Below are 23,213 nucleotides of genomic sequence, written 5' to 3' on the forward strand. Positions count from 1 at the left end.
AACAATAAATTTTCATTTATGAAGTTCTCACTTTTCGGCGACAAATTCACCCGCTACGCGGGGATCACCAGACTGATGGACGACCTCAACGACGGCCTTAGAACCCCAGGTTCTATCATGCTCGGCGGGGGTAATCCGGCGCATATCCCAGAGATGGATGCTTACTTCCAGCAACTGTGTCAGGAGATGCTGGAGCGCGGGCAATTGACCGAGGCGTTGTGCAATTACGACGGGCCACAAGGCAAAGATTTGCTGTTAAAAGCATTGGCGAAAATGCTACGCGACGAGCTGGGTTGGCAGATTGAGCCACAGAATATTGCACTGACAAATGGTAGTCAGAGTGCATTTTTCTACTTATTTAATCTATTCGCAGGCCGCTATGCTGATGGTAGCCGTCGTCGGGTGTTATTCCCGCTGGCCCCTGAGTATCTCGGTTATGCCGATGCTGGTCTGGATGAGGAGCTATTTGTCTCCGCCAAACCCAATATTGAGCTGCTGCCAGAAGGGCAATTCAAATATCACGTTGACTTTGATCACCTCAATATTACCGATGATATTGGTTTGATATGTGTATCGCGCCCCACTAATCCCACCGGTAATGTGATTACTGATGAAGAGTTAATTCGCCTGGATGCTATCGCTCAGCAGCGTGATATTCCGCTATTGATTGATAATGCTTATGGCGTGCCCTTCCCCGGGATCATCTTTACCGACGCAACCCCGCTGTGGAACCCGAATATCATTTTGTGCATGAGTTTGTCGAAGCTGGGCCTACCGGGTTCACGCTGTGGCATTGTCATTGCCGATGAGAAAGTGATTTCGGCTATCACCAATATGAATGGCATCATCAGCTTGTCGCCGGGCAGCATGGGGCCAGCGATTGCCGCCGAAATGATTGAGCGTGGTGATCTATTGCGCTTATCTAACGAGGTGATTCGGCCATTCTATTTTGAGCGGGTACAGCAGACCATTGCTATTTTGCGCAAATATTTGCCGCCGGAGCGCTGCCTGATCCACAAACCCGAGGGGGCCATCTTCCTCTGGCTATGGTTTAAAGATCTGCCGATCAGCACCGAACTGCTCTATCAGCGCCTAAAAAAACGCGGTGTGCTGATGGTGCCGGGCCACTACTTCTTCCCCGGCCTGGGATATGACTGGCCACATACCCATCAATGTATGCGGATGAATTATGTCCCTGCTCCGGAAGAGATTGAAAAGGGCGTGGTGATACTGGCGGAAGAGATTGAGCGGGCGTTTCAGGAAGCAAAGTGATTTCTGAGAATATCTGAAAATAAAGAGCCAAGGGCCGCTCATTAGGCGGCCCTGAAAGTTTTTACAACCGTACTCAAAGTCATTGGCGCTACATGGTTGTCCAGAACAGCACCGCGAGTATCTGCGGCGACATGATGCGCAAGAACATCGCCAGCGGATAAACCGTAGCATAAGAGAGCGCCGCCGCGCCGCTGGTCGGATGCAAGCCATTGGCAAATGCCAGCGCCGGTGGGTCTGTCATTGAACCGGCTAACATGCCGCACAAGGTCAGGTAGTTCATCTTGGCTAACATGCGCGCCAGAATCCCCACGGTCAGTAGCGGTATACCGGTAATCATCGCGCCGTAACCAATCCATGCCAACCCATCACCATTGACCAGCGTATTGATAAAGTCACCGCCGGATTTCAGGCCAACCACCGACAAGAACAGCACAATCCCCAGTTCACGCAGCGCCAAATTGGCACTCGGCGGCATAAACCAATATAGCTTGCCGATACTGCCGATACGCCCGAGAATCAGCGCCACCACCAGCGGGCCACCGGCCAGCCCCAAACGTAATGCCGCTGGAAATCCCGGAATAAACAACGGGATAGACCCCAGTAGCACACCCAGACCCACGCCGATAAAGACCGGTAACATCTGCACTTGTTGCAACTTCTGTTGCGCGTTCCCCACCACGGCGGAGACCGCCTCGATAGCCTCTGGGCGGCCAACCAGATTCAGGATGTCACCAAATTGCAGGCTGGCACTATTACTGGCGACCAGCTCAATACCCGCACGATTTAGCCGAGTGATCGCCACGTCATACTTCTGTTTCAAATTAAGATCACGGATCTTTTTACCTAATACCGCCTCATTGGTCACCACCACCCGGGCGGTTTGCAATACTGTCCCTGCGGTGGATAGAGTGACATCCACCTCTTCACCTACCACCAGCCGCACTTTCTCCAAGGCTTCGCGCTGCCCAACTAGATGCAGGTAATCCCCCAGCTCGATCACCGTGCCAGGCAGCGGCACCATCAGCAAATCACCGCGTTTCAGGCGGGAGCAGACCACCTCATCACTGTTGAGCAGGGGCACTTCCTGCACTGACAAACCATTCAAATTGGGATTGCGTACCGCCACATTCATAGTTTGCAGCAATTCACGGTTCTGCCCATTACTGCTATCAAAATCTTTTGCTTCGCGGTCAACGTTGATTTTAAAGAATAAACGAATCAGCCACATCACCAGCAAAATGCCGCAAATGCCGAATGGATAGGCCATGGCATAGCCCATCCCCATCTGGCTAATCAATTGTGGTGGCGAACCTAAATCAGTAAGGATTTGTTGTGCCGCCCCGAGTGCCGGCGTGTTAGTGACCGCTCCCGAAAAGATACCCAAAATGATGGGTAGCGGCACCGCAAACAGCTTATGGATAATCGCCGTCACTAAGCCGCCGACCACCACCATCAGAATGGCAAAACAGTTAAGTCGCAGCCCCGAGACGCGCAGTGAAGAGAAGAACCCCGGCCCGACTTGAATACCGATAGTGTAAACAAACAGAATCAGACCAAACTCCTGAATGAAATGCAGCATGTCCCCGTTAAGAACAACTTCATATGTTTGTGCGAAATGGCCCACAATAATGCCGCCAAATAGCACTCCGCCAATACCTAACCCAACACCATAGATCTTCCAATTACCGATCCATAACCCCAATACGGCGACCAGCGCCAACATACTGACGGTAAGGGCGATAGCACTCATAAATCACTTCCTTGCCTAAGTTTAAAAACTGGCCGGCCAAGTGGATTATTACAAAATACAGACATGGCCTTAAATTCTTACAATTAGTAAGGATTCTGTCAGAAGGGAGGGCAGTTGAATGTGGGATACACCACAAAATGCACCGGAGAGCGGGGAATCTCTCCGGTGAAAAAAAAAACAGCAAAAAGCTTAACGCTAAAAGGACAAAACAAGGAGAGGGTAATAACTACCGGCACCCCACGCAGAGGTGTCGGTTATTATTACTGCTGGTCAGTAGTGACCGGGCTATCTAACACTTGCTGCTCTTGTGGAGCCGCACTGCCGATAGTAATACGCTGTGGTTGCAGCGCTTCAGGCACCTGGCGCAACAGATCAATGTGCAGCAGGCCATTTTCAAACTGAGCATTATCAACATTCAGATGCTCAGCGAGCGTGAAGGTCAACGCGAACTCTTTACGCACCAAGCCCTGATGCAGGTATTCAACCTGTTTTTCAACCGGTGCCGGCTTACCGCGCACCGTCAGGCGTGGGCCTTCAACTTCGATATCCAGTTCGCTCTGTTTAAAACCGGCCAATGCCAGTGAGATGCGATAGTGGTTATCATCAGTTTTTTCAATGTTATATGGCGGGAAGCCTTGAGCATCCTGACTGCTCTGCATTGAGTTAGCCAGTTTATCAAAACCAATCCACTGACGAAGTAATGGTGACAAATCATAATTACGCATAGATATACTCCTTCTTTGAAGCGAGATAATAAGCAGCCACGAATTAATGATATAAGCAGCTCTAACGCAAAACAGCGGCGTTATATTATTTACGGCTATCAATCCGTGACCGGTTAGCCCCCGATTACGGCAGGCTGCACTCAGCTATTAAATAAATGACTTCATCTATATAAAGGCTAATTACTTAATTTCAATACGACGTGGTTTTAAATTTTCAGGTACTACTCGTTCGAGGTCGATATACAGCAACCCGTTAACCAAGTTGGCACCTTTAATCTTAACATGCTCAGCCAACTGGAATTTACGCTCGAAATTGCGCTCAGCAATACCCTGATATAAGTAGGTGCGCTGTGCAGGTTCGCCGGCATGAGAGCCACGAATAATCAATATGTTATCTTGAGTGGTGATCTCCAGCTCTTGCTCTGCAAAGCCCGCTACCGCGATCGCAATGCGGTAGTTATTGTCATCAACCAGCTCGACGTTATAAGGAGGGTAACCTCCATTACTTTGATTCTGGCCGGACTCTAATAGATTAAATAGCCGATCGAAACCAATAGCTGAACGATACAGTGGAGCAAGCTCGGAATTACGCATAAAAACTGCCTCCTAAATAGATTAGCAAGGGTGTTATCCTATTTTTAATTAAGCCCTCCATATATGGACAGGCCCATGGTCAGAATACCCTGTCGGCGTACTCTCTCTGACCTAATAATAAGATGGTAGCGGTCTGCTTCTTTTCAAGAGCAAAAAACAAAAAAATTTACGAGAAAAATCCCAATAGCGGGTTTTCACCTGACTAATATTCGATAAATCAGCTGCTATAACTTACACTTAAATGCAATCGCGCCATAAGATTGAATCTTTGACCATAGGAACTGTCTGTAAGAGAGTGTAAAAAATCACGACAAAACCTGACACTATCTAGTGTGTGATCGCCTGGCATGATGATGAGAGCTGAAAAAACAATGAGAAACACAGTTATCCCTTTTGTTACTGGCTGTTCGCTGCTGTTATCCAGCGGCTGCTCCAGCATTATGACGCACACCAGCAGCAGTCAGGGTTACTACTCCGGCACAGAAGCCAATGTGGCGATGCTCAAAGATGACAATACCGGCTGGGCGCTACGCCCCTTGCTAGCTGTAGATCTGCCCTTCTCCGCAGTCATGGATACACTGCTGCTGCCATATGACTATCTGCGCTCAGACAGCGCAGACAAAATGGCCAGCTCCCCACGTGAACGTGTCCGCCAGTCTGAAGCAGCAAGTCAGCCAACGGCACATATTGACGAAACACCAGCGCAATAATCTAACCTGCATTTACGGTAAAGATTTGAGCGAACCCTTCTATTTCCCGCATAAATGCAATTTGCGAGCCGTCCGGTGAAAACACCACCGCGTCAGCCAATGGGGCGACGGCACTACGTGCAGTCAGCCGCTGAAGTTGGCCGCTGGTACTATCACACCGCATCACGCTGTTATCACAAACAAACGCCAGACTACCTCCTTGCGGATGCCAGCTAAAGGCGGATTGAATCCCCCACTGGCTGGATGTCAGTTGCCGTGGTTCACCGCCATTGGGGGAGACTAACCACAGCTGCACAACACCATTATCATCTCTCATCAGGCAAGCAATGGCACTGCCATCAGGTGAGGCGCGCAACCAGTGACGCGGGCTGGTGACAAGCCCCGGGAAGCGGCGCTCAGTGGTATAAGTCACCCGCCGCTGACTGACACCGGCAGGTGGTGCAGGTAGTGTGGTTGGCGTCCCCTCTAGCGGCGCATCGCCAGCACGAGCATAATCTCGGTGATGCTCAGGCAGATCAGCAATAAAGATTTCCGGAATTTTCTCCCCTTGCGCCGAAAGGGTATCGCCAATAAAGGCCAGCGCCCAGCGCTGGTGAGTGCCATCCGCTCTCCGATAACCCTGCGTGCCAATCCACCCCTCTTCACAAGCGCGACTAATTTGATCACTGCCCGCCTGTGGTGTGGGTGTAGTGCGGCTGATCAACACACAAAAGTGGCTGCCATCATATTCACGAGGGTGCTGTTTAGGCGGATTGACCCCATGCAGCGGCAGCGCAATACCGACATTGCGGCAATCCAGCGCCGGGTCTAATTCATGCAGCACATGGTCGTTATAGGTAAAGCTAAGGCGGCTGCCATCAGGGCTGAAAACGTGGACATGTGTACCGCCGCGCAAAGCACCAGGCGTATAGGGTGCCGTGATATCCATGGCATCCAGGGTGACCGCCAGCTCTCTATCCGGCTCCGCAACAATCACCCCACGCCGATGATGAAAATCATAATGCCAATGGCTGTCTGGATGCTCCGGCCCGTGGATAAGCACATAGCGCGCGGGCAGGTCGGGGCTGACCGTCACGACGCCAACATGCGCGCCATGCTGAGCACGATAGATCACCTCAATATTGCGGGTGACACAATTAACCCGCTCAATGGTTAAGCCACTAAAAGTGCTGCCATTGGGCCGCACGTCGTAGACCAGCCACTGGCTATCCGGCGTCCAGACATTGATATTGGTGAGCTGATGCCCTCTGGGATCAAAGGTAAGCTGCTGCTCCCGGCAAAGGGCATCTTTCTGGCTAATCATTCTGGCTCCGGTGATGCGACGGGCTAAGTTATTTATAAAGATTATATCACTAACAACCCTCCGCACCCCGTCATGAAAGACATCTCATGTTATAAGAGCATTGAACAAGTAAATCACAGTGAAAATAATTTATTAAGCTGATAAATTCAGATTTCATGCAGAAATGATAACTCTGGATAGCATGACCTCAACTTTCTATGTTATAGATACTAAATTGCTACACCCGCTTGCTGTAACTTACTAATTAATCTTAAAAGAATCGCTAAGGGGCATAGTTGTGTCTGCTTTCCATAACTGGTTATCTGAGAAATCATCTGGCGACTGGCATATCTATATCAAGCGCCTTTCCGGTAATGATACTGGTGCAACAGGCGCGCATCAGGCTGGAGTCTATATACCGGCTGAAGTGATTGAGAAACAATTCTCTTCTATTGTTCGAACTGATATTAGAAATCCAGATATTCATTTGCCGGCAAGGATAAGCTCCCATGGCAATATTGAGAGTATAGTCAGGGCTATTTATTACAATAACCGTCATTTTGATGGTACACGTAACGAAAAACGAATTACTTGTTGGGGGAAAGGTAGCCCACTGTTAAATAAAGAGAATACTGGGGCACTGACTATTTTCGCTTTTCATAGTTTGCCCAATAACACCTGTGACTTTATTGATGTGTGGCTATGCAACTCTCTGGTAGAGGAAGAGCTGCTGGAATCTATGACGGGGGAAGTGATCCCTGGCTTTTCAGTTTCAGGCCCATCAAATCAGGTTCTGGGCGGTTTTGCTATAGCAAGCTATAACTGGAAGTCCACTAATTATCCGATCCCAGAGCAATGGTCTATTTCATTCCCGCCAGGTATTGAGATAATTAGTTATCTCCCTAAAGTATTCCAATTCAAAAGTCTAAACCCTGATGAGCTATTACTCGAAAAACGCGATGCTGAATATTCTCTGTTTCGTCGAATAGAAGAATTACATGTCTTGGAGCGGGTGCAAGCAGGTTTTTCGTCAGTAGATGATTTTATTAGCTTAGCAAACTCAGTAAGTAATCGCCGCAAATCACGAGCAGGAAGATCTCTGGAATTACATCTGGAGAATACATTTATCGAAAATAGCCTTACTGATTTTGTTACTCAGAGTATTACTGAAGGCAATAAGAAGCCGGATTTTCTATTTCCCTCTGCTGAAGCTTATTATGATGCTGAGTATCCTTCCGAAAAATTGAGAATGCTTGCAGTAAAAACCACCTGTAAAGATCGCTGGCGCCAGGCGCTCAATGAGGCAAATCGCATTGATAATATTCACCTTTTCACTCTTCAGGAAGGGGTGTCTGTTAATCAGTTCCAGGAAATGAAAGATGCAGGTGTCCAATTAGTGGTTCCTAAACCTCTTCACGAAAAATATCCTAAATCTATTCGTAATGAGTTAATTTCTCTCTCTGATTTTATTGAGGAGACCAAAAGTATATATAATCCTTAACGAAAAAATGACTGAACTCTCACTTGCTTCTAGTCGGAGTTTGGTCAACTACTTATCATTTGGCTAATTCCTTGTGTATCAATTTGAGCATTTACTTCACTACTACAAATCCACTCTTCGACTCTCGCTGAAATATCATTATCTGTTAGCTTGTGCTTACCCCGTAATGCACACTCCCAGACAACTAAAACTTTCCAGCCATCATCCGAGAGCTGTTTTATAACCTTATCATCTCTTTTTACATTTCCTTGGATTTTTTTAAGCCAAAAATCGGTGTGTGAAGCTGGGCTCTTAAATAAATGGCAATTATGTTTATGCCAGAAACAGCCATGAACAAAAATTATCGCCCGATATTCATCAACAATAAAATCGGGCTTACCGGGGAGCTCACTAACCTGAACTAGGTAAGAAAGCCCTAACTGGTCAAGTATTTTTGCTAACTTAATTTCTATGGCTGTATCCCTTGCCCGGATAGCCCTCATATTTTTACTACGAGTTTCCGAAGAATGAACATCAGCCATGATTATTAAGCCGCCTTATCTTTTCGTACGTTAACTGCTTTTGCTATGAATGGAGCCAATAGCTGAGCGACTGCCGCAAAAACAGGAACAATTACGGAGTTACCAAATTGTCGATAAGCCTGTGTATCGGATACAGGAATTCGGAACGATTCCTTATCCGGAGTTTCAAACCCCATCAGTCGGGCACACTCTTTTGGGGTCAGTCGACGAGGGCGATTTTCTTGATTTTTTTTATCATCAAAATCATTTTCACCTAAAACTTTATCCCACCCACGATCAATTAAAATCTCTGAACCATCTTTGTGATAACGGGCTGATAATGTTCTGGCTACACTATCACTGTTCGTTGGGTCAACTAACCCAAATCCAAAACCATTCCCTTTTGCCTGATGCTTTTTAGCGTAATTATATAAGTACTTCCACAGATGCGGCGTCAGTATGTACTTATCATCAACAACAGGCTCAAGTAATTCGCCAAAGGTCGGGCGTTTTTCAGGGAAAAACTTATGGATATCTTTTAGTGTAAAGTCTTTATCGATATTAAGATCTTTACGAAATCCCACTAAAACAATACGCTCTCTGTGCTGGGGCAGAAAATTTTTTCCATCCACAATTTTAGGGTCTTGTGATCCGACTGCATCAGCATCTGCGACCGAATAGCCCAACTCATTTAGTGTATTCATAATAATCTGAAAAGTTTTACCTTTATCGTGACTTTTCAGATTCTTAACATTCTCAAGTACGAAAATAGCAGGTTTCTTTGAGGCAATAATTCTGGCGACATCAAAAAATAATGTCCCCTGGGTTTCACACTCAAATCCATGAGCACGACCTAAAGAATTTTTCTTTGAAACCCCTGCTAGCGAGAATGGCTGACAAGGAAACCCAGCAAGTAAAACGTCATGATCAGGAATATGCTGGTCTATATATTTATAGGCTTCTTCATCTGATATTTCCGCAGTCTCACTAAGAGTAATCTCACGTATATCTGAATTAAATCGGTGCTCGTCGGGGTCACAATACCAATTGGCTTTATATGTCCGAACTGCATAAGGGTTCCATTCGCTGGTGAATACACACTGTCCGCCAATGGCCTCAAAACCTTTTCGGATACCACCAATCCCAGCAAAAAGATCAATAAAGCGGAATTGATAATTAGGATGATGTTTTGGTGGTGAAGGTAGCATATTTTGTAGCATATCAATTTCAGCCTCAGTTAGAGGCTTCTGTATGGATTTCCCGTTATACCAGCGGTTGAGGGCTTCACGAGTCCATTCACACTTACTGACTTTCCGCAGAACTTCTGCAACAGCTTTCTGATCGTAGATTTCTAGCACTCGTCGAACAAGTTCTTTATCTTGTTGTAATCTTTTTTGTTCTTTCTGCTGTGCTTGTTCTGCAATCTGATTTGCAATTAAGTTCAATTCTTCCATCTTAGGATTACTCACTCAGGGAATTTTCAATGTAATCTTATCACTCATTTTACCCAGATGAAAGAAGGCTGTATAGAAAAACAGTATATCTATAATGATAGCCCCTAGCCCTCTTCTCGTATTAATTAGTACCTCTATTGGACTGATTTTAGATAACTATCAGAAACTAATTCATAATTTTCGAATCTATGATCCTTTATCAAATTAGCTAGATATTTAGAATAAAAAGTCTAATATAGATTTTTTATTCTAATTGATGTGACCTATGCTAAGCCGCTACCAACCCATTGCCGACGCGATAGCCACGCTTTTTTACCCCTATGCGGAAGTCGCCATTCACGACGTAGCCAGCCAATCGCTGATCTATATCGCCAATAACTATTCGCAGCGCGAATTAGGCGAAGACTCCAATCTCAGCGATCTGCAATTTGACCAGCATTCGCAGGTGATCGGCCCCTACCAAAAGCGTAACTGGAATGGCCGCCAACTGCGCTCCATCAGCACCGTGCTGCGGGATGACCAAGGGCAACCTATCGGGCTGCTGTGCATCAATCTGGATATTACGGTGTTCGAAAGTGCCAAAGCAGCGCTGGATATGTTTCTGTCAGGCCATCAACTGCAACCACAGCCTGATGTGCTGTTTCAGGATGATTGGCAGGAGCGTATCAATACTTATATCCATAATTGGCTGCAACAGCAGCAACTCACACTGGCGACACTAAACAGTGTCAGCCGCCGAATGCTGATTGAAGCGCTCTATCAGCAAGGGGCATTTAACGGCAAAAATGCGGCGGGTTATGTCGCAAAAATTCTTGGCATTGGCCGTGCCACTGTTTATAACCAGCTGAAAAATATAAAAAACCGCTGAAATTTTAAGGAACCGACATGAATACACTATTTGATGCCATCAAAGAGGCCCACCAGGTTTTGCGTCCGCAAGTGAGGGTGACACCACTGGAGTACAGCCCGCTGCTGTCGCAACACAGTGGTTGCGAAATTTATCTCAAATGTGAGCATCTGCAACACACCGGTTCTTTTAAATTTCGCGGTGCCAGCAATAAGTTACGGCTGCTAACAGATGAGCAGCGCCAGCAGGGGGTTATCACGGCCTCCACCGGTAATCATGGCCAGGCGATGGCATTGGCGGGCAAATTGGCGGGGGTTAAATCCACCATTTATGCACCGGAACAGGCGGCGGCCATCAAGCTGGAAGCCATTCGCGCACTGGGCGGCCACATTGAGCTGATACCGGGGGATGCTTTAAATGCCGAGTTAGCCGCCGGTAGCGCCGCGCAGCAGCAGGGGAAAACCTATATTTCCCCTTATAACGATGCACAAATTATTGCCGGGCAAGGCACCTGTGGCATGGAAATGGTGGAGCAACAGCCGGATCTTGATGCGGTATTTGTTGCCGTCGGCGGCGGCGGTCTGATTTCTGGTATTGCCACTGTGCTGAAAAAACTCTCTGATAAAACACAAGTTATTGGCTGCTGGCCCGCCAATGCCACCAGCATGTACACCAGCCTGCAAAACGGACAAATTCAGGAAGTGGCAGAGCAAGAGACGCTGTCAGACGGAACTGCCGGTGGCGTCGAGCCAGGGGCAATCACCTTTGCGCTCTGCCAGCAGCTCATCGATCAAAAAGTGCTGGTCAGCGAGCAGGAGATTAAAGCGGCGATGCGCCTAATTGCCCGCACTGAGCGCTGGATGATTGAAGGCGCGGCTGGCGTGGCGCTGGCCGCAGCCCTGAAGCTGGCACCACAATGGCAAGGTAAAAAGGTGGCGGTGGTGCTGTGCGGGAAGAACATTGTGCTGGAAAAATATCTGGGAGCCGTCGGCGAATGATCATCCTCAATAAGCAGCAAATTCTCGACAGGTTCGATGCCGATGCCATCACGTTACTGCTCAAACAGGGCTTTATTGCTTTTAGCCAAAAACAGGTACAAATGCCGCCGGTACAGCATTTACTCTTTCCGCAAGCCAATGGCGATTGTTGCATTAAAAGTGGCTATTTAGAGGGTGACGACCAGTTCGTGGTGAAGGTTTCCGGTGGATTTTATGATAATCCAGCGCAAGGGCTCGCCAGCAATCAGGGGTTGATGATGGCATTTTCGGCCCAATCCGGTGAACCTCAAGCTATTTTACTCGATGAGGGTTGGCTGACCGCACTGCGCACAGCACTGACCGGGCGCATTGTGGCGGAGCTTTGTGCGCCTAAGCATATTCACGCCATTGGTATTATCGGCACCGGTATGCAGGCGCGGTTGCATTTGATGTACCTGAAAAGTGTGATTTCATGCCGCCAACTGTGGGTTTGGGGCCGCAGCGAGACGGCATTAGAGGAGTATCGGCAATATGCTCAGGAGGAGGGTTTTGAGGTCAACACCACCCAAAGTGCCGCTGAATTAGCCGCTCACTGCCAGTTGATTGTTACCACCACTCCCAGCCGACAGGCGATTTTACAGGCTGCGGATATTCAGCCAGGCACACATATTACCGCCGTCGGTGCCGATGGTGCGGGCAAGCACGAACTGGCACCTGAGTTAGTGGCGAAGGCCGATAAGATTTTGGTGGATTCATGGGCGCAATGCACTGAATTTGGTGAGATTTCATTAGCATTTCAACAGCAACTTTTAGCCCATCACACCTTGACCGAGATAGGGACTGTTTTAGTGCAAAACAGCTCTTTCAGAGAGCATGATCAGCAGATTACCCTGGCAGATTTGACCGGGTTAGGGGTTCAGGATGTGCAGATTGTGAAGGGAATTTTGCGGGGATAAAAAGGGGAGTGCCCGCCTGGCCTCCTGCTCGGTTGAGGCGGTGGAGGTCAAGTGGGCGCTGAATGACTATCAACCGAAACCTGCTCCCATCGACCAATCAAAACAAGTTCCATTATCCCTGTTGCTTTATTACACATTTCCCCGTGACTTAGCTCGCTAAGCAAGTATGGATCGACAAATGTCACATATCCCTGCGGTGAACAAAAATAACTTGTGATTAACATCACATTTTCAAAATAAACCAAGCCATGTAAAGTGTGACTAATGTCACTCTTAATCGAGTTTTTAGCTTAAAAATTCTCCAGCGTGACTTTATTACAGCTCAATAATGTGATCTCAATCAATAAATAGCCCCCCATTGCAGGGTAGTTAATGTGATTTGTGTCACATAAATGCCGTGAGCTACGCGTGAGTAAAGGAGCGTGCTAGAGTTTGTTTTGCATACAGCGTGTTTGCATTCGATAGCATCGGCGGGTTTTGCAGAACTGCCTCAACAAAACAATTATACCGCGCTCTTATTGATAGCGCGTACCAATAGGGGTGTTTTATGTTTTCACCAGACGCAAAGGTCAGAATTCAAAATTTTGGCCGCTTCCTCAGTAATATGGTTATGCCCAATATTGGTGCATTTATCGCCTGGGGTATTATCACCGCACTGTTTATTCCTACCGGCTGGCTGCCAAATGAGACGCTAGCCAAACTGGTTGGCCCAATGATCACCTACCTGTTGCCACTGCTGATCGGTTTTACCGGTGGTCGTTTGGTGGGTGGCGATCGTGGTGGCGTAGTGGGGGCTATCACCACCATGGGGGTGATCGTTGGTGCGGATATGCCAATGTTCCTCGGTGCGATGATTGCAGGCCCACTGGGTGGCTGGGCCATCAAGCGCTTTGACCGCTGGGTAGATGGCAAAATCAAAAGCGGCTTTGAGATGCTGGTTAACAACTTCTCAGCCGGTATCATCGGTATGCTGTTGGCGATTCTGGCCTTTATGGCGATTGGCCCACTGGTGGAAATCCTGTCTAAAGTCCTGGCTGCTGGCGTGCATATCATGGTGCAGAACAACCTGCTGCCATTAGCCTCGATCTTTGTTGAACCTGCAAAAATCCTGTTCCTGAATAACGCGATTAACCACGGTATCTTCTCACCACTGGGCATCCAGCAGGCAACTGAAACCGGTAAGTCTATCTTCTTCCTGATCGAAGCGAACCCAGGTCCAGGTTTGGGTGTGTTGATGGCCTACATGTTCTTCGGTAAAGGCAATGCTAAGCAATCTGCTGGCGGCGCGGCTATCATCCACTTCTTCGGTGGTATTCACGAAATCTATTTCCCATACGTGCTGATGAATCCACGCTTATTGCTGGCGGTGATTCTGGGCGGTATGACAGGCGTGTTCACCCTGACCCTGCTGAATGGCGGTCTGGTGTCACCGGCTTCTCCTGGTTCTATTCTGGCGGTATTGGCGATGACCCCGAAAGGTGCCTATTTTGCCAACATTGCGGCGGTTGCAGCGGCGTTTGCTGTCTCCTTCGCGGTTTCCGCTATCCTGCTGAAAACCTCTAAAGTGAAAGACGACGAAGAAGATAGCCTGGAAGATGCTACTCGCCGTATGCAAGATATGAAAGCGCAGTCCAAAGGTGCGCAAGCGGCGAATGCTGCTGCCGCGGCGGGCGACTTAAGCACCGTGCGTAAAATCATCGTTGCCTGTGATGCCGGTATGGGTTCCAGTGCCATGGGGGCCGGTGTGTTGCGTAAAAAAGTACAAGACGCGGGTCTGAAACATATCTCCGTGACAAACTGCGCCATCAATAACCTGCCGGATGATGTGGATCTGGTTATCACGCACCGTGATTTGACCGAGCGGGCGATGCGTCATGCACCGCAGGCACAACATATCTCGTTGACTAACTTCCTCGACAGCCAGCTGTACAGCAATCTGACAACCCGTTTGGTGGAAGCTGGTATTGCGACAGCGACCACTCAGAAAGTGATTGAAACACTGGACGATAGCTTTGAAGCCACTGAAGCTAATCTGTTCCGCTTGGGTGCAGAAAATATCTTCCTCAATCAACATGCGACGACCAAAGAGCAAGCGATCCGTTTCGCCGGTGAGCAGTTGGTGAAAGGTGGTTATGTCGAGCCGGAATATGTTGAGGCGATGTTGGAACGTGAAAAACTGACCTCCACCTATCTGGGCGAATCTATTGCCGTACCTCATGGAACCATTGAAGCTAAAGACCGTGTGCTGAAAACCGGTGTGGTGTTCTGCCAATACCCTGACGGCGTGCGCTTTGGTGATGAAGAGGATGAAGTGGCCCGTTTGGTGATTGGTATCGCCGCCCGTAATAACGAGCATATTCAAGTGATTACCAGCCTGACAAACGCGCTGGACGATGAGTCGGTGATTGAGCGCTTAAGCAAAACCACCAGCGTGCAAGAGGTGTTGGATTTACTTGGCGGTAAGAAGTAAACCCGTAATAACTGAATCGGGCCGTTGGGAGTAAACGGCCCTTTTACAGCAAAAAAAGGTAACGAATATGAGAGCATTACATTTTGGCGCAGGTAACATTGGCCGAGGCTTTATCGGCAAACTTCTTGCTGATGCTGGCGCGCAACTGACTTTCGCTGATGTTAACCAGCCGCTGCTGGATGAGTTGAATCAGCGCAAAAGTTATCAGGTCAACGTGGTTGGCGAGCAGGCGCGAGTAGAAGAAGTCAAAAATGTCAGCGCAGTAAACAGTGGTAGCCCAGAAGTGGTGGCACTGATTGCGCAGGCCGATATTGTCACCACCGCTGTTGGCCCACAAATTTTGGCCCGCATCGCCGGTACTGTGGCGCAGGGGTTGATTGCCCGCCATCAACAAGGTAACACCCGCCCGCTGAATATTATTGCCTGTGAAAATATGGTGCGTGGCACCAGTCAGTTAAAACAGCATGTTTTTGCCGCTCTGCCGGAGAGTGAGCAGGCGTGGGTTGAGCAACACGTCGGTTTCGTCGACTCTGCAGTTGACCGCATTGTGCCGCCATCAGAGGCGGGCAGCACCGATATTCTGGCGGTGACGGTCGAGACCTTTAGCGAGTGGATTGTCGATGGCACCCAGTTTAAAGGGCAGCCGCCAGAGATCGCCGGCATGGAGTTGACTGATAATCTGATGGCGTTTGTGGAGCGTAAACTCTTCACCCTCAATACCGGTCACGCCATTACCGCCTACTTAGGTCAGCTTGCTGGTCACCAGACCATCCGCGATGCGATTCTGGACCCTGCGGTGCGCCAGACAGTGAAAGGCGCAATGGAGGAGAGCGGCGCGGTGCTGATTAAGCGCTATGCTTTTGATCCAGAAAAACATGCCGCTTATATCAACAAAATTCTCTCCCGTTTTGAAAACCCTTACCTACACGACGATGTTGAGCGCGTTGGCCGTCAGCCACTGCGTAAACTGAGCGCAGGCGATCGTTTGATCAAGCCGTTGCTGGGGACGTTGGAGTATCAATTGCCGCACGATAACCTGGTCACCGGCATCGCCGCGGCCATGAGCTATCGCAGTGAGCAAGACCCACAAGCACAGGAATTGGTTGAGTTACTGGCGAAATTAGGGCCGAAAGCTGCGTTAGCGCAAATTTCAGACTTGCCTGCAGATAGCGAGGTTGTCGAACAGGCGGTGAATGTGTATAACGCCATGCAGGATAAGCTGGCGCACTGATCCTCAGCATTGGCCTGGTATCACTGCCACTCTGTTACCACTATCAGGCCAATGATTACGCATTTAGCATTCACCAACCACCCCAGTGACAAACGATGATTGAAAAAACACAGGCATTTGAGAATCGGGTACTGGAACATCTGAACGCCGGAAAGACGGTTCGGAGTTTCCTGATGGCCGCTGTTGAATTATTGGCAGAAGCGCTGAATATTCTCGTGGTGCAGGTTTTTCGTAAAGATGATTATGCGGTGAAATATGCCGTGGAGCCGCTGCTGGTCGGGGATGGGCCGCTGGGTGAGTTATCGGTGCGGTTAAAACTGGTTTATGCCTTGGGTGTGATTACGCGTCATGAATATGAAGATGCTGAGTTATTGATGGCGCTCCGTGAAGAGCTCAACCACGATGGCACCGAGTATCGCTTTACTGACGACGAAATCCTCGGGCCATTTGGTGAGTTACATTGTGTCGCGGAGCTGCCTCCCGTCCCCACTTTTTTGCGCCCCGATGAAGCAGACGCCTCGTTAATTGCCATGCAGCGTCAGCGCTATCAGCAAATGGTGCGCTCAACTATGGTGCTGTCGATCACTGAACTGCTCTCCCGCATCAGTCTGAAACAAGTTTCCAAGCTTTCCCCCCTCGGCCACGCCTAAATTAGCGCAATACGCTAAGCCACTCATCCAGCAACAGCCACAGTGCGGTGATTGCCATCAACCCACCCATCACGCCATTGAATAGCCGCAATTTCCAATTCACCCGCAGCGCATGGCGCAATTGATCGCCCATCACGGCCCAGACGGCGACACAAGGTAGATTTAATAGCGCAAAACCGCTGACAATCAGCAAGGTGTGGCTGAGTGTCGCGCCTTCGCGTGGGGTGAATAAGATGGCGACATTCATTGCCATCAACCATGCTTTCGGATTGATGGCCTGAAACAGTGCCCCCTGAGCAAAGCCCATCGGCTGCCCGCCATCTTTGGCATTAGGGCTACCGGCATGATAAATCTTCCACGATAACCACAATAAGTAGCCGCACCCTAATGTCACTAGCGGCAGGCGAATCACGCCCACCCAACTGAGGATCAAGGCCAGCAGTGTGGTCATTAATGCGCATTGCAATGCACAACCAAAGGTAATGCCCAACATCATCGGTAAGGTGCGGCGCAAACCAAAGTTAACGCCAGATGCGGCCAACAATAGATTGTTCGGGCCGGGGGTGATCGACATGACGGTGACGTAACTGATAAAAGCGCTATCCAACATGGACTTATCCTCTGTTTTCTTATTTTTAAAAAAAGCCTGCGGCCAAGAGATTTAGCATAAACATCAATCCGTGATGGCGTCAGAAGCAGAAGTTATCTATTGTTATGGGTACAGTTTAACTACGTCCGAACTGTACCCATTGATCCTGCGGAGAACTGTCACCATGTCCCTTGTTATGAATGAAATTCGCTACTTGCAGGTGGCAGACAATATGGCGCAAGCCATTAAAAACGGCAGTTTGCTGGCGGGTAGCCGTCTGCCATCGGTACGCGGTTACGCCCAGAGCCATCAGGTGAGCATCAATACAGTGGTGGCGGCGTATCGCACACTGGAAGATCGCGGTCTGATTGAGGCGCGTCCGCAGTCGGGATTCTATGTCTGTAGCCCCTCGACCGCCGTGGTGCCGACGGCCACGGTGGGTAAGCCGGTAGACGAAGTGCTGGATTTGATTGATACCGTTTTTGCCGCGCAACAAAACCCGCGCTTTACCAATATTTCGCTAGCCTGCCCGCAGACGGCAGATTTTTATCCGAGCGCGAAATTGGGGCGCATTATGGCCTCGTTACTGCGCCGTGAGCCGCAATTAATCAGCCAATACGCTCTGCCCCCCGGCAGCCAACGCCTGCGCCAGCAGATTGCTCGCCGCGCCATGACTCTGGGGATGCTGGCCAATCCGGTAGATATCACCATTACCCATGGTTGTATGGAGGCACTGCAACTGGCGCTGCGGATCACCACCAAACCGGGGGATTGCGTCGGGCTGGAGTCGCCGACCTATTTCTACCTGATGCCACTGCTGGCAAGTCTCGGCTTGAAAGCGGTGGAGATTCCAACTGATCCGCAGCAGGGCTTATCGTTGGATGTGCTGGAGTTGCTGCTTAAGGAGGGGCGGTTGAATGCACTGATAGCCATGCCCACGGTGCAAAATCCATTGGGCTATACCATGCCATTGGCGGCCAAAAAGCGGCTGGCGCAGCTGATGAACGATCATCAAGTGCCCTTGATTGAAGATGGGTTATATGCCGAAATTCAATTTGGCTCCACCTTGTCCCCGGCGGTAAAAGCTTTTGATAGCGATGGTTGGGTGCTGTTTTGCTCCAGTTTTACCAAAACACTGGCGCCAGATTTCCGCATCGGCTGGATTGACGGCGGCCGCTTCGCCGAAGCCCTGCACAAGCTAAAGGCGGTCTCCTCAATGGCGGAATCGGCACTATTGTCGGAAACGCTGGCGCTGTTCCTTGAGTCTGGCGGCTATGATCACCACCTGCGCAGCTTGCGCCGCCGCTATGCTCACCAGGTACAGCAAGCCCAGCAGTTGATTACGCTCTACTTCCCACAAGGCACCAAAGTGACTCAACCGGCGGGGGGATTTGTATTCTGGGTTGAATTCCCTGAGAGCGTCGATACAGTCGCGCTGTTTCATCAAATGCTGAAAGAACAGATCTGCCTGACACCGGGGACACTCTATTCACCCAGTGGTCGCTATCGTAACGCCTTTCGCCTCTCATGCTGTTATCCGTTCAACAATCGCTATACCGAGGCATTGGCGAGGCTGGGGGCGGTGGCGTGTGAAATCAGTGGCCTGCCAGCGGGAATGCAGTGGCTTGCTGCTGAAAGGCCAGCATCCTGATACACTATCTATATTGATGCACAATCAGTGCTATCCTATCTCCAACTTTAGCGAAATATCGTGCCCATCGTGGCATGTACGGGCCAATACTATGAAAGAACATGCAGAGATCAAACGTCTAAGCGATATGCTGGATGCGATGAACCACAAAGACCCAGCTGTTATCCAGCAGGGCAATGTGGATTTAATCGCACAGCATATGAAAGAGAAAGAGAAAATGGCCGCTGAGATCCAGCGCCTGAAAGAAGTGCGGGTCAAAAATCTGAGCGCCGAAGCCCAGAAATTGGCTCAACTGCCGTTCAGCCGTGCGATTACCAAGAAAGAGCAGGCAGATATGGGCACTTTGAAGAAAGCGGTACGCGGCATCATTGTGGTACACCCAATGACAGCATTAGGCCGCGAAATGGGCCTAAAAGAAGTGACCGGTTACGCTAAAAAAGCGTTCTGATCACCGCGTCGAATATATCCGGGTAGGTGGCATTGCCGCCACCCGGTTTTTTGTGAAAATACTCAATCAAATAGTTCTGAGTGTGTTCCGGCACGAACAAAGACAATTTGGCTTATTTTACTGTGATGACTTAATTTGTAGATGAGTAAAAAGTCCACGCCAATATGACATTCCCGAAAGTTCTCCCAGTCTTTAAGGAAGTTTTTCGTATAATCTGCCGTCCTTGGCACTGTCGTTCGCTTACTTACTGTTGTCTTTTTCAAGTTCAATAAATAACTCATCAGAAGTGGTAAAGCGTGCGTCGCGAGTGCGAACAATCTCTTCTGCTTCCAGCATGGCCGCACGTGTTTGGGAATTTGGTACTTTCAATTCGAATGGAAATGCCTGATCAGTGACGATGCGATTCAAAAATAAACGTACAGCATCAGAAACTGAAAGACCCATTGCATTGAGCGCAGCCGCAGCCTGTTTTTTGACGTCATCATCAATACGGACATGCAACATTGTGGTATGTGTAGCCATTTTAGCCTCCTCATCAATAATTCTATTTTGTATCTCAATTGAGATACGGTCAAGTTTGTCGAGAAGATCTGCTGTGTTTAACTGTTAACTGCGCCTTGTCACCTAACTCCTCCCCAGCAAACGCCGATTAAAATCCTCAATTTTCCCTTCACCAATGCGCGTCAACATGGTTTTACTCCAACTGGCGGATAATCCGGCAACGGCCAGCAGACGGTGATACTGCTCTTCATCAAACGGCATGTGCCAGGCGATACCAATGGCCTCGGCGACTGAAATATCACTGCTGCGTGCTAACAGCTCCAGCGGATGACTTTCGCTGACTTTACCGGCTGAGATCACGCGGTACAACCAGCCGCAGTAGCCGGTTTGCTGCATCAGCACCGACATATCCTCGATAGCAAAATGGAAGTTGAGCTTGTAGCAAGGGGAGCGGGGTTGAGTGACCTGAATTATGGCCTCACCCCAGCGGTAAATATCCCCCATATAGACACTCTGTTCGGTCATACCGAGGGTGGAGATATTTTCGCCGTAGGCCGGTGGCGAGAAGATCTCTGCTTGCTGCGGAAACTGCTGCGCCCAGTGAGCATAATGCTCCCGTGGGTAATGACATAGCGCGCGGTCCGGGCCACCGTGAAAGCGTTTTTCCGCTTGCTCATCCCCCTCCAATCCTAGTGGTGTGAGCATGATCCCGCCAACCACCTGACGTTTACCAATGGCGCTCGGGGAACTGCCGTGATAAGGCTCGATTTTACCGATATAAACCTGTGGATGCTTCATCTGCTCTCCTTGTCTGCGTTCGGAAGGGAGAGCCAGAATACCTGCCTGATTGCTGAGCTGCAAAAGAGATTTTGATAGCACGATGGAGACGAAGAAATGAGCAGGAATAACCGTATTGACTACTCCTGCTCTATCACTGGGCTTAGTGGATAATCAGAACGTTTCCCAATTATCTTGCTGATTGGCGCGACTGATATTTGGGCCAGGGCGTGGTGTTGATGCACTATTTTTCGTGGCTGGTGCGGGGATATTCCCTTGAGCGGTATGGGTCTCCGCGTCGGAGAGTCGGAACACCGCGACCGCTTGCGCCAGTAAGATAGCTTGTTCCGCCAGTGAATCAGCGGCGGCGGCAGACTCCTCCACCAGGGCGGCATTTTGCTGCGTGGTGCTATCCATCTCGGAGATCGCCTGGCTGACTTGCGTGATGCCACGGCTTTGCTCATCAGATGCCGAGGCAATTTCTGCCATGATATCGCGCACATGGGTCACTGAGCGGACGATCTCTTCCATCGTCTGACCGGCGTTTTGCACCAGCGAGGTTCCGGCGTTCACTTGGGAGACAGATTCGCCAATCAGCCCCTCAATCTCTTTCGCGGCTTGCGCACTGCGCTGTGCCAGATTGCGCACTTCACTGGCGACCACCGCAAAGCCACGGCCTTGCTCACCGGCGCGGGCGGCTTCAACGGCGGCATTCAGCGCCAAAATATTGGTCTGGAACGCAATGCTGTTAATCACTGAGGTGATTTCAGAAATCCGTTTAGAGCTGCCGGAGATATCATTCATGGTGCGCACCACATCACTAACCAGCTTGCCACCCTGTTGCGCAGTTTGTGATGCTTCGGTTGCTAACTGATTGGCGTGATGGGCATTATCGGCATTCTGCTTAACCGTAGCATTCAACTGCTCCATACTGGCGGCGGTCTCTTCTACGGCAGCGGCTTGCTCCTCAGTGCGGGAGGATAGATCGGTATTACCCGCCGCAATTTCGCCGGAGGCATGGGACACCTGACTGACGCCAATGCGGATCTCATCAATCATGGCGCGCAGGTTTTCATTCATCCGCGCTACGGCATTCATCAGCAGGCCCAACTCATCAGTACGATTGGAGGTGGTCGCCGCCGTTAGATCACCGGTGGCGATGCGCTCTGCCATCGCCAGTGTGGTGCGTAATGGCACCGTAATTTGACGGGTCATGCGCCATGAAATTAGCAAACCAAACAGCAGGGCGGCAATGGCGGCAATGGCTAACTGCAATTGCGCATTATTGATCTCGTCGTGAGTGCCTTGCAGCTCTTGGGTGAACAGATGAGTTGCCAGCTTATTCAACTCATTGGCATTGGTTTCCATCACCTTACCCACTTCCAGCTCTTGCTGATAAGCCGGTAGATAGGCCAACACGTTCTCTTTATAGCTGCCCAGACTGGTGATAACCGGGGCTAATAATTTTTGTTGATCCGGCGATAACACAGGCATAAATGCATTGGCTGCACTGTTGGCGATATTGATTGAGGTAATGAGCGACGACTCGGCCTCCTGATTGCGATCCAGTAACAAGCCCCGCGCGTTATAGCGCACGGTCATCAGCTTCTGGTTCATCTCAGCGAGCAGAATTTGCGTATTGGTGTCTGCACCCTCATTGAGCAAACTTTGCTGTAACTCGTTGAGATTCTTCTGTGTTTCGGAGATATTCCAGCTTTTGCGCACATCATCTTTATGCGCCACTGCATTGACGAAATTACTCTGCTGTTGCAGGTATTCGTCTACCACATCGGCAATGCTGCCTATCGTTTTGCGGTTATCTTCCGACCAGCTAAGCCCTTCGCTCTGGGTCAGCAGATTTTTTATATTGTTGATGTGCTGCGAGTTTTCTTGGATGTATTTCAGATCATAAGTGCGCTCATATAACGCACGATTATATTTTGCCTGATTGGCTTCATCGTTAATTTTGTAGCTTAGGTCGACTTTGTAAGCGTGCTCTTCAATGACGGAGAAATGATAGGCGGTGGTTCCTGCGATGATCCCAACCAACAACAACATCAGGAAAAAGCTTAATCCCAGCTTTTTACCGACTTTCACGTTTTCAAAGTTACCAAAAACTTTGCTCAATGCTGCCATGTTATCTCCGTTATGCGGTGTCTTTGCTGCAAATCAATCAGCGTAGGTGAATGGGGTAGGTCTAATTATTAGAGGAGTGAAGGGGCGCTGGACGTGGGGTAGCCTTGGCAAGAGTGCTCTCCCTAACGTTTTTGTGGCGACATTTATGGGGCCATGACTCATAGATTCATGCCATAAATGTCAGTGTCCCTC

22 protein-coding genes are annotated in these 23,213 nt (G+C 49.4%); 11 read left to right on the forward strand and 11 right to left on the reverse strand.

Annotated elements, in window-relative coordinates:
• The first annotated feature begins 18 nt into the window (after positions 1–18).
• A complete protein-coding gene (locus FFE93_RS00085; protein WP_049601107.1) occupies positions 19–1,272 on the forward strand; it encodes a valine--pyruvate transaminase in 1,254 nt (417 codons plus the stop codon).
• Between the two features lie 88 nt (positions 1,273–1,360).
• Here the strand turns inward: FFE93_RS00085 and FFE93_RS00090 are convergent, their stop codons facing one another.
• The 3 genes from FFE93_RS00090 to ibpA form a co-directional block, all read right to left on the reverse strand.
• Complete coding sequence (locus tag FFE93_RS00090; protein ID WP_138774647.1) at positions 1,361–3,022, reverse strand: putative transporter; 1,662 nt, start codon at positions 3,020–3,022, stop codon at positions 1,361–1,363.
• A gap of 260 nt (positions 3,023–3,282) precedes the next feature.
• Entirely contained in the window at positions 3,283–3,747 is a 465-nt protein-coding gene (ibpB, locus tag FFE93_RS00095; RefSeq protein ID WP_049601110.1) for a small heat shock chaperone IbpB, read from the reverse strand.
• A 180-nt stretch (positions 3,748–3,927) separates the two neighbouring features.
• A complete protein-coding gene (ibpA, locus tag FFE93_RS00100; protein ID WP_054872280.1) occupies positions 3,928–4,341 on the reverse strand; it encodes a small heat shock chaperone IbpA in 414 nt (137 codons plus the stop codon).
• Between the two features lie 371 nt (positions 4,342–4,712).
• Here ibpA and FFE93_RS00105 point away from each other — a divergent pair, with 371 nt between their 5' ends.
• Positions 4,713–5,051 (forward strand): YceK/YidQ family lipoprotein, encoded by a 339-nt coding sequence (locus FFE93_RS00105; RefSeq protein ID WP_032896735.1) that lies wholly within the window; start codon positions 4,713–4,715, stop codon positions 5,049–5,051.
• 1 nt (position 5,052) lies between these two features.
• Here FFE93_RS00105 and FFE93_RS00110 read toward each other — a convergent pair whose 3' ends face one another.
• Positions 5,053–6,354 carry a DUF3748 domain-containing protein gene (locus tag FFE93_RS00110; protein WP_138774648.1) on the reverse strand — a complete coding sequence of 434 codons (1,302 nt, stop codon included), beginning with the start codon at positions 6,352–6,354 and terminating at the stop codon, positions 5,053–5,055.
• 277 nt (positions 6,355–6,631) lie between these two features.
• Here FFE93_RS00110 and FFE93_RS00115 point away from each other — a divergent pair, with 277 nt between their 5' ends.
• Positions 6,632–7,834: a type II restriction endonuclease gene (locus tag FFE93_RS00115; protein ID WP_138774649.1), complete on the forward strand. Its 1,203-nt coding sequence runs from the start codon at positions 6,632–6,634 to the stop codon at positions 7,832–7,834.
• A gap of 44 nt (positions 7,835–7,878) precedes the next feature.
• Here the strand turns inward: FFE93_RS00115 and FFE93_RS00120 are convergent, their stop codons facing one another.
• Both FFE93_RS00120 and FFE93_RS00125 read right to left on the reverse strand, forming a co-directional pair.
• A complete protein-coding gene (locus FFE93_RS00120) occupies positions 7,879–8,355 on the reverse strand; it encodes a very short patch repair endonuclease (protein ID WP_005271598.1) in 477 nt (158 codons plus the stop codon).
• A 5-nt stretch (positions 8,356–8,360) separates the two neighbouring features.
• Positions 8,361–9,788: a DNA cytosine methyltransferase gene (locus tag FFE93_RS00125; protein ID WP_005271600.1), complete on the reverse strand. Its 1,428-nt coding sequence runs from the start codon at positions 9,786–9,788 to the stop codon at positions 8,361–8,363.
• A gap of 265 nt (positions 9,789–10,053) precedes the next feature.
• On the opposite strand from FFE93_RS00125, the gene FFE93_RS00130 reads away from it, so the two are divergent.
• The 6 genes from FFE93_RS00130 (at position 10,054) to FFE93_RS00155 (ending at position 16,919) form a co-directional block, all read left to right on the forward strand.
• On the forward strand, positions 10,054–10,656 hold the full coding sequence (locus FFE93_RS00130; RefSeq protein WP_005271602.1) for a transcriptional regulator: 603 nt from the start codon (positions 10,054–10,056) through the stop codon (positions 10,654–10,656).
• A gap of 17 nt (positions 10,657–10,673) precedes the next feature.
• Positions 10,674–11,633, forward strand: coding sequence for a threonine/serine dehydratase (locus tag FFE93_RS00135; RefSeq protein ID WP_138774650.1), 960 nt, complete (start codon positions 10,674–10,676; stop codon positions 11,631–11,633).
• Positions 11,630–12,568, forward strand: a complete 939-nt coding sequence (locus FFE93_RS00140) for an ornithine cyclodeaminase family protein (RefSeq protein ID WP_138774651.1) — start codon at positions 11,630–11,632, stop codon at positions 12,566–12,568. The genes FFE93_RS00135 and FFE93_RS00140 overlap by 4 nt, the downstream gene beginning before the upstream one ends.
• 547 nt (positions 12,569–13,115) lie before the next feature.
• Entirely contained in the window at positions 13,116–15,038 is a 1,923-nt protein-coding gene (locus tag FFE93_RS00145) for a PTS mannitol transporter subunit IICBA (protein WP_032896716.1), read from the forward strand.
• Between the two features lie 67 nt (positions 15,039–15,105).
• A complete protein-coding gene (locus FFE93_RS00150; protein ID WP_054872284.1) occupies positions 15,106–16,269 on the forward strand; it encodes a mannitol-1-phosphate 5-dehydrogenase in 1,164 nt (387 codons plus the stop codon).
• Between the two features lie 95 nt (positions 16,270–16,364).
• Complete coding sequence (locus tag FFE93_RS00155) at positions 16,365–16,919, forward strand: MltR family transcriptional regulator (RefSeq protein WP_005186837.1); 555 nt, start codon at positions 16,365–16,367, stop codon at positions 16,917–16,919.
• A 1-nt stretch (position 16,920) separates the two neighbouring features.
• Here the strand turns inward: FFE93_RS00155 and FFE93_RS00160 are convergent, their stop codons facing one another.
• Positions 16,921–17,529: a LysE family translocator gene (locus tag FFE93_RS00160; protein ID WP_138774652.1), complete on the reverse strand. Its 609-nt coding sequence runs from the start codon at positions 17,527–17,529 to the stop codon at positions 16,921–16,923.
• A 163-nt stretch (positions 17,530–17,692) separates the two neighbouring features.
• Here FFE93_RS00160 and FFE93_RS00165 point away from each other — a divergent pair, with 163 nt between their 5' ends.
• The gene (locus tag FFE93_RS00165; protein ID WP_138774653.1) at positions 17,693–19,159 is read left to right on the forward strand and encodes a PLP-dependent aminotransferase family protein; all 1,467 of its coding nucleotides are present in this window, start codon (positions 17,693–17,695) and stop codon (positions 19,157–19,159) included.
• A 91-nt stretch (positions 19,160–19,250) separates the two neighbouring features.
• On the forward strand, positions 19,251–19,607 hold the full coding sequence (locus FFE93_RS00170) for a YibL family ribosome-associated protein (RefSeq protein WP_005271620.1): 357 nt from the start codon (positions 19,251–19,253) through the stop codon (positions 19,605–19,607).
• 62 nt (positions 19,608–19,669) lie between these two features.
• Here the strand turns inward: FFE93_RS00170 and FFE93_RS00175 are convergent, their stop codons facing one another.
• The 4 genes from FFE93_RS00175 to FFE93_RS00190 form a co-directional block, all read right to left on the reverse strand.
• Positions 19,670–19,888, reverse strand: coding sequence for a type II toxin-antitoxin system YafQ family toxin (locus FFE93_RS00175; protein WP_261369031.1), 219 nt, complete (start codon positions 19,886–19,888; stop codon positions 19,670–19,672).
• A complete protein-coding gene (locus FFE93_RS00180; RefSeq protein ID WP_071984885.1) occupies positions 19,848–20,129 on the reverse strand; it encodes a type II toxin-antitoxin system RelB/DinJ family antitoxin in 282 nt (93 codons plus the stop codon). Before FFE93_RS00180 ends, FFE93_RS00175 begins: the two co-directional genes overlap by 41 nt.
• Positions 20,130–20,231: 102 nt before the next feature.
• The gene (gene yiiM / locus FFE93_RS00185; RefSeq protein ID WP_032896722.1) at positions 20,232–20,906 is read right to left on the reverse strand and encodes a 6-hydroxyaminopurine reductase; all 675 of its coding nucleotides are present in this window, start codon (positions 20,904–20,906) and stop codon (positions 20,232–20,234) included.
• A gap of 153 nt (positions 20,907–21,059) precedes the next feature.
• Positions 21,060–23,021, reverse strand: coding sequence for a methyl-accepting chemotaxis protein (locus FFE93_RS00190; RefSeq protein ID WP_005271631.1), 1,962 nt, complete (start codon positions 23,019–23,021; stop codon positions 21,060–21,062).
• Between the last annotated feature and the right edge of the window lie 192 nt (positions 23,022–23,213).

The sequence above is a fragment of the Yersinia sp. KBS0713 genome, assembly GCF_005937895.2.
Lineage (GTDB): Bacteria > Pseudomonadota > Gammaproteobacteria > Enterobacterales > Enterobacteriaceae > Yersinia > Yersinia bercovieri.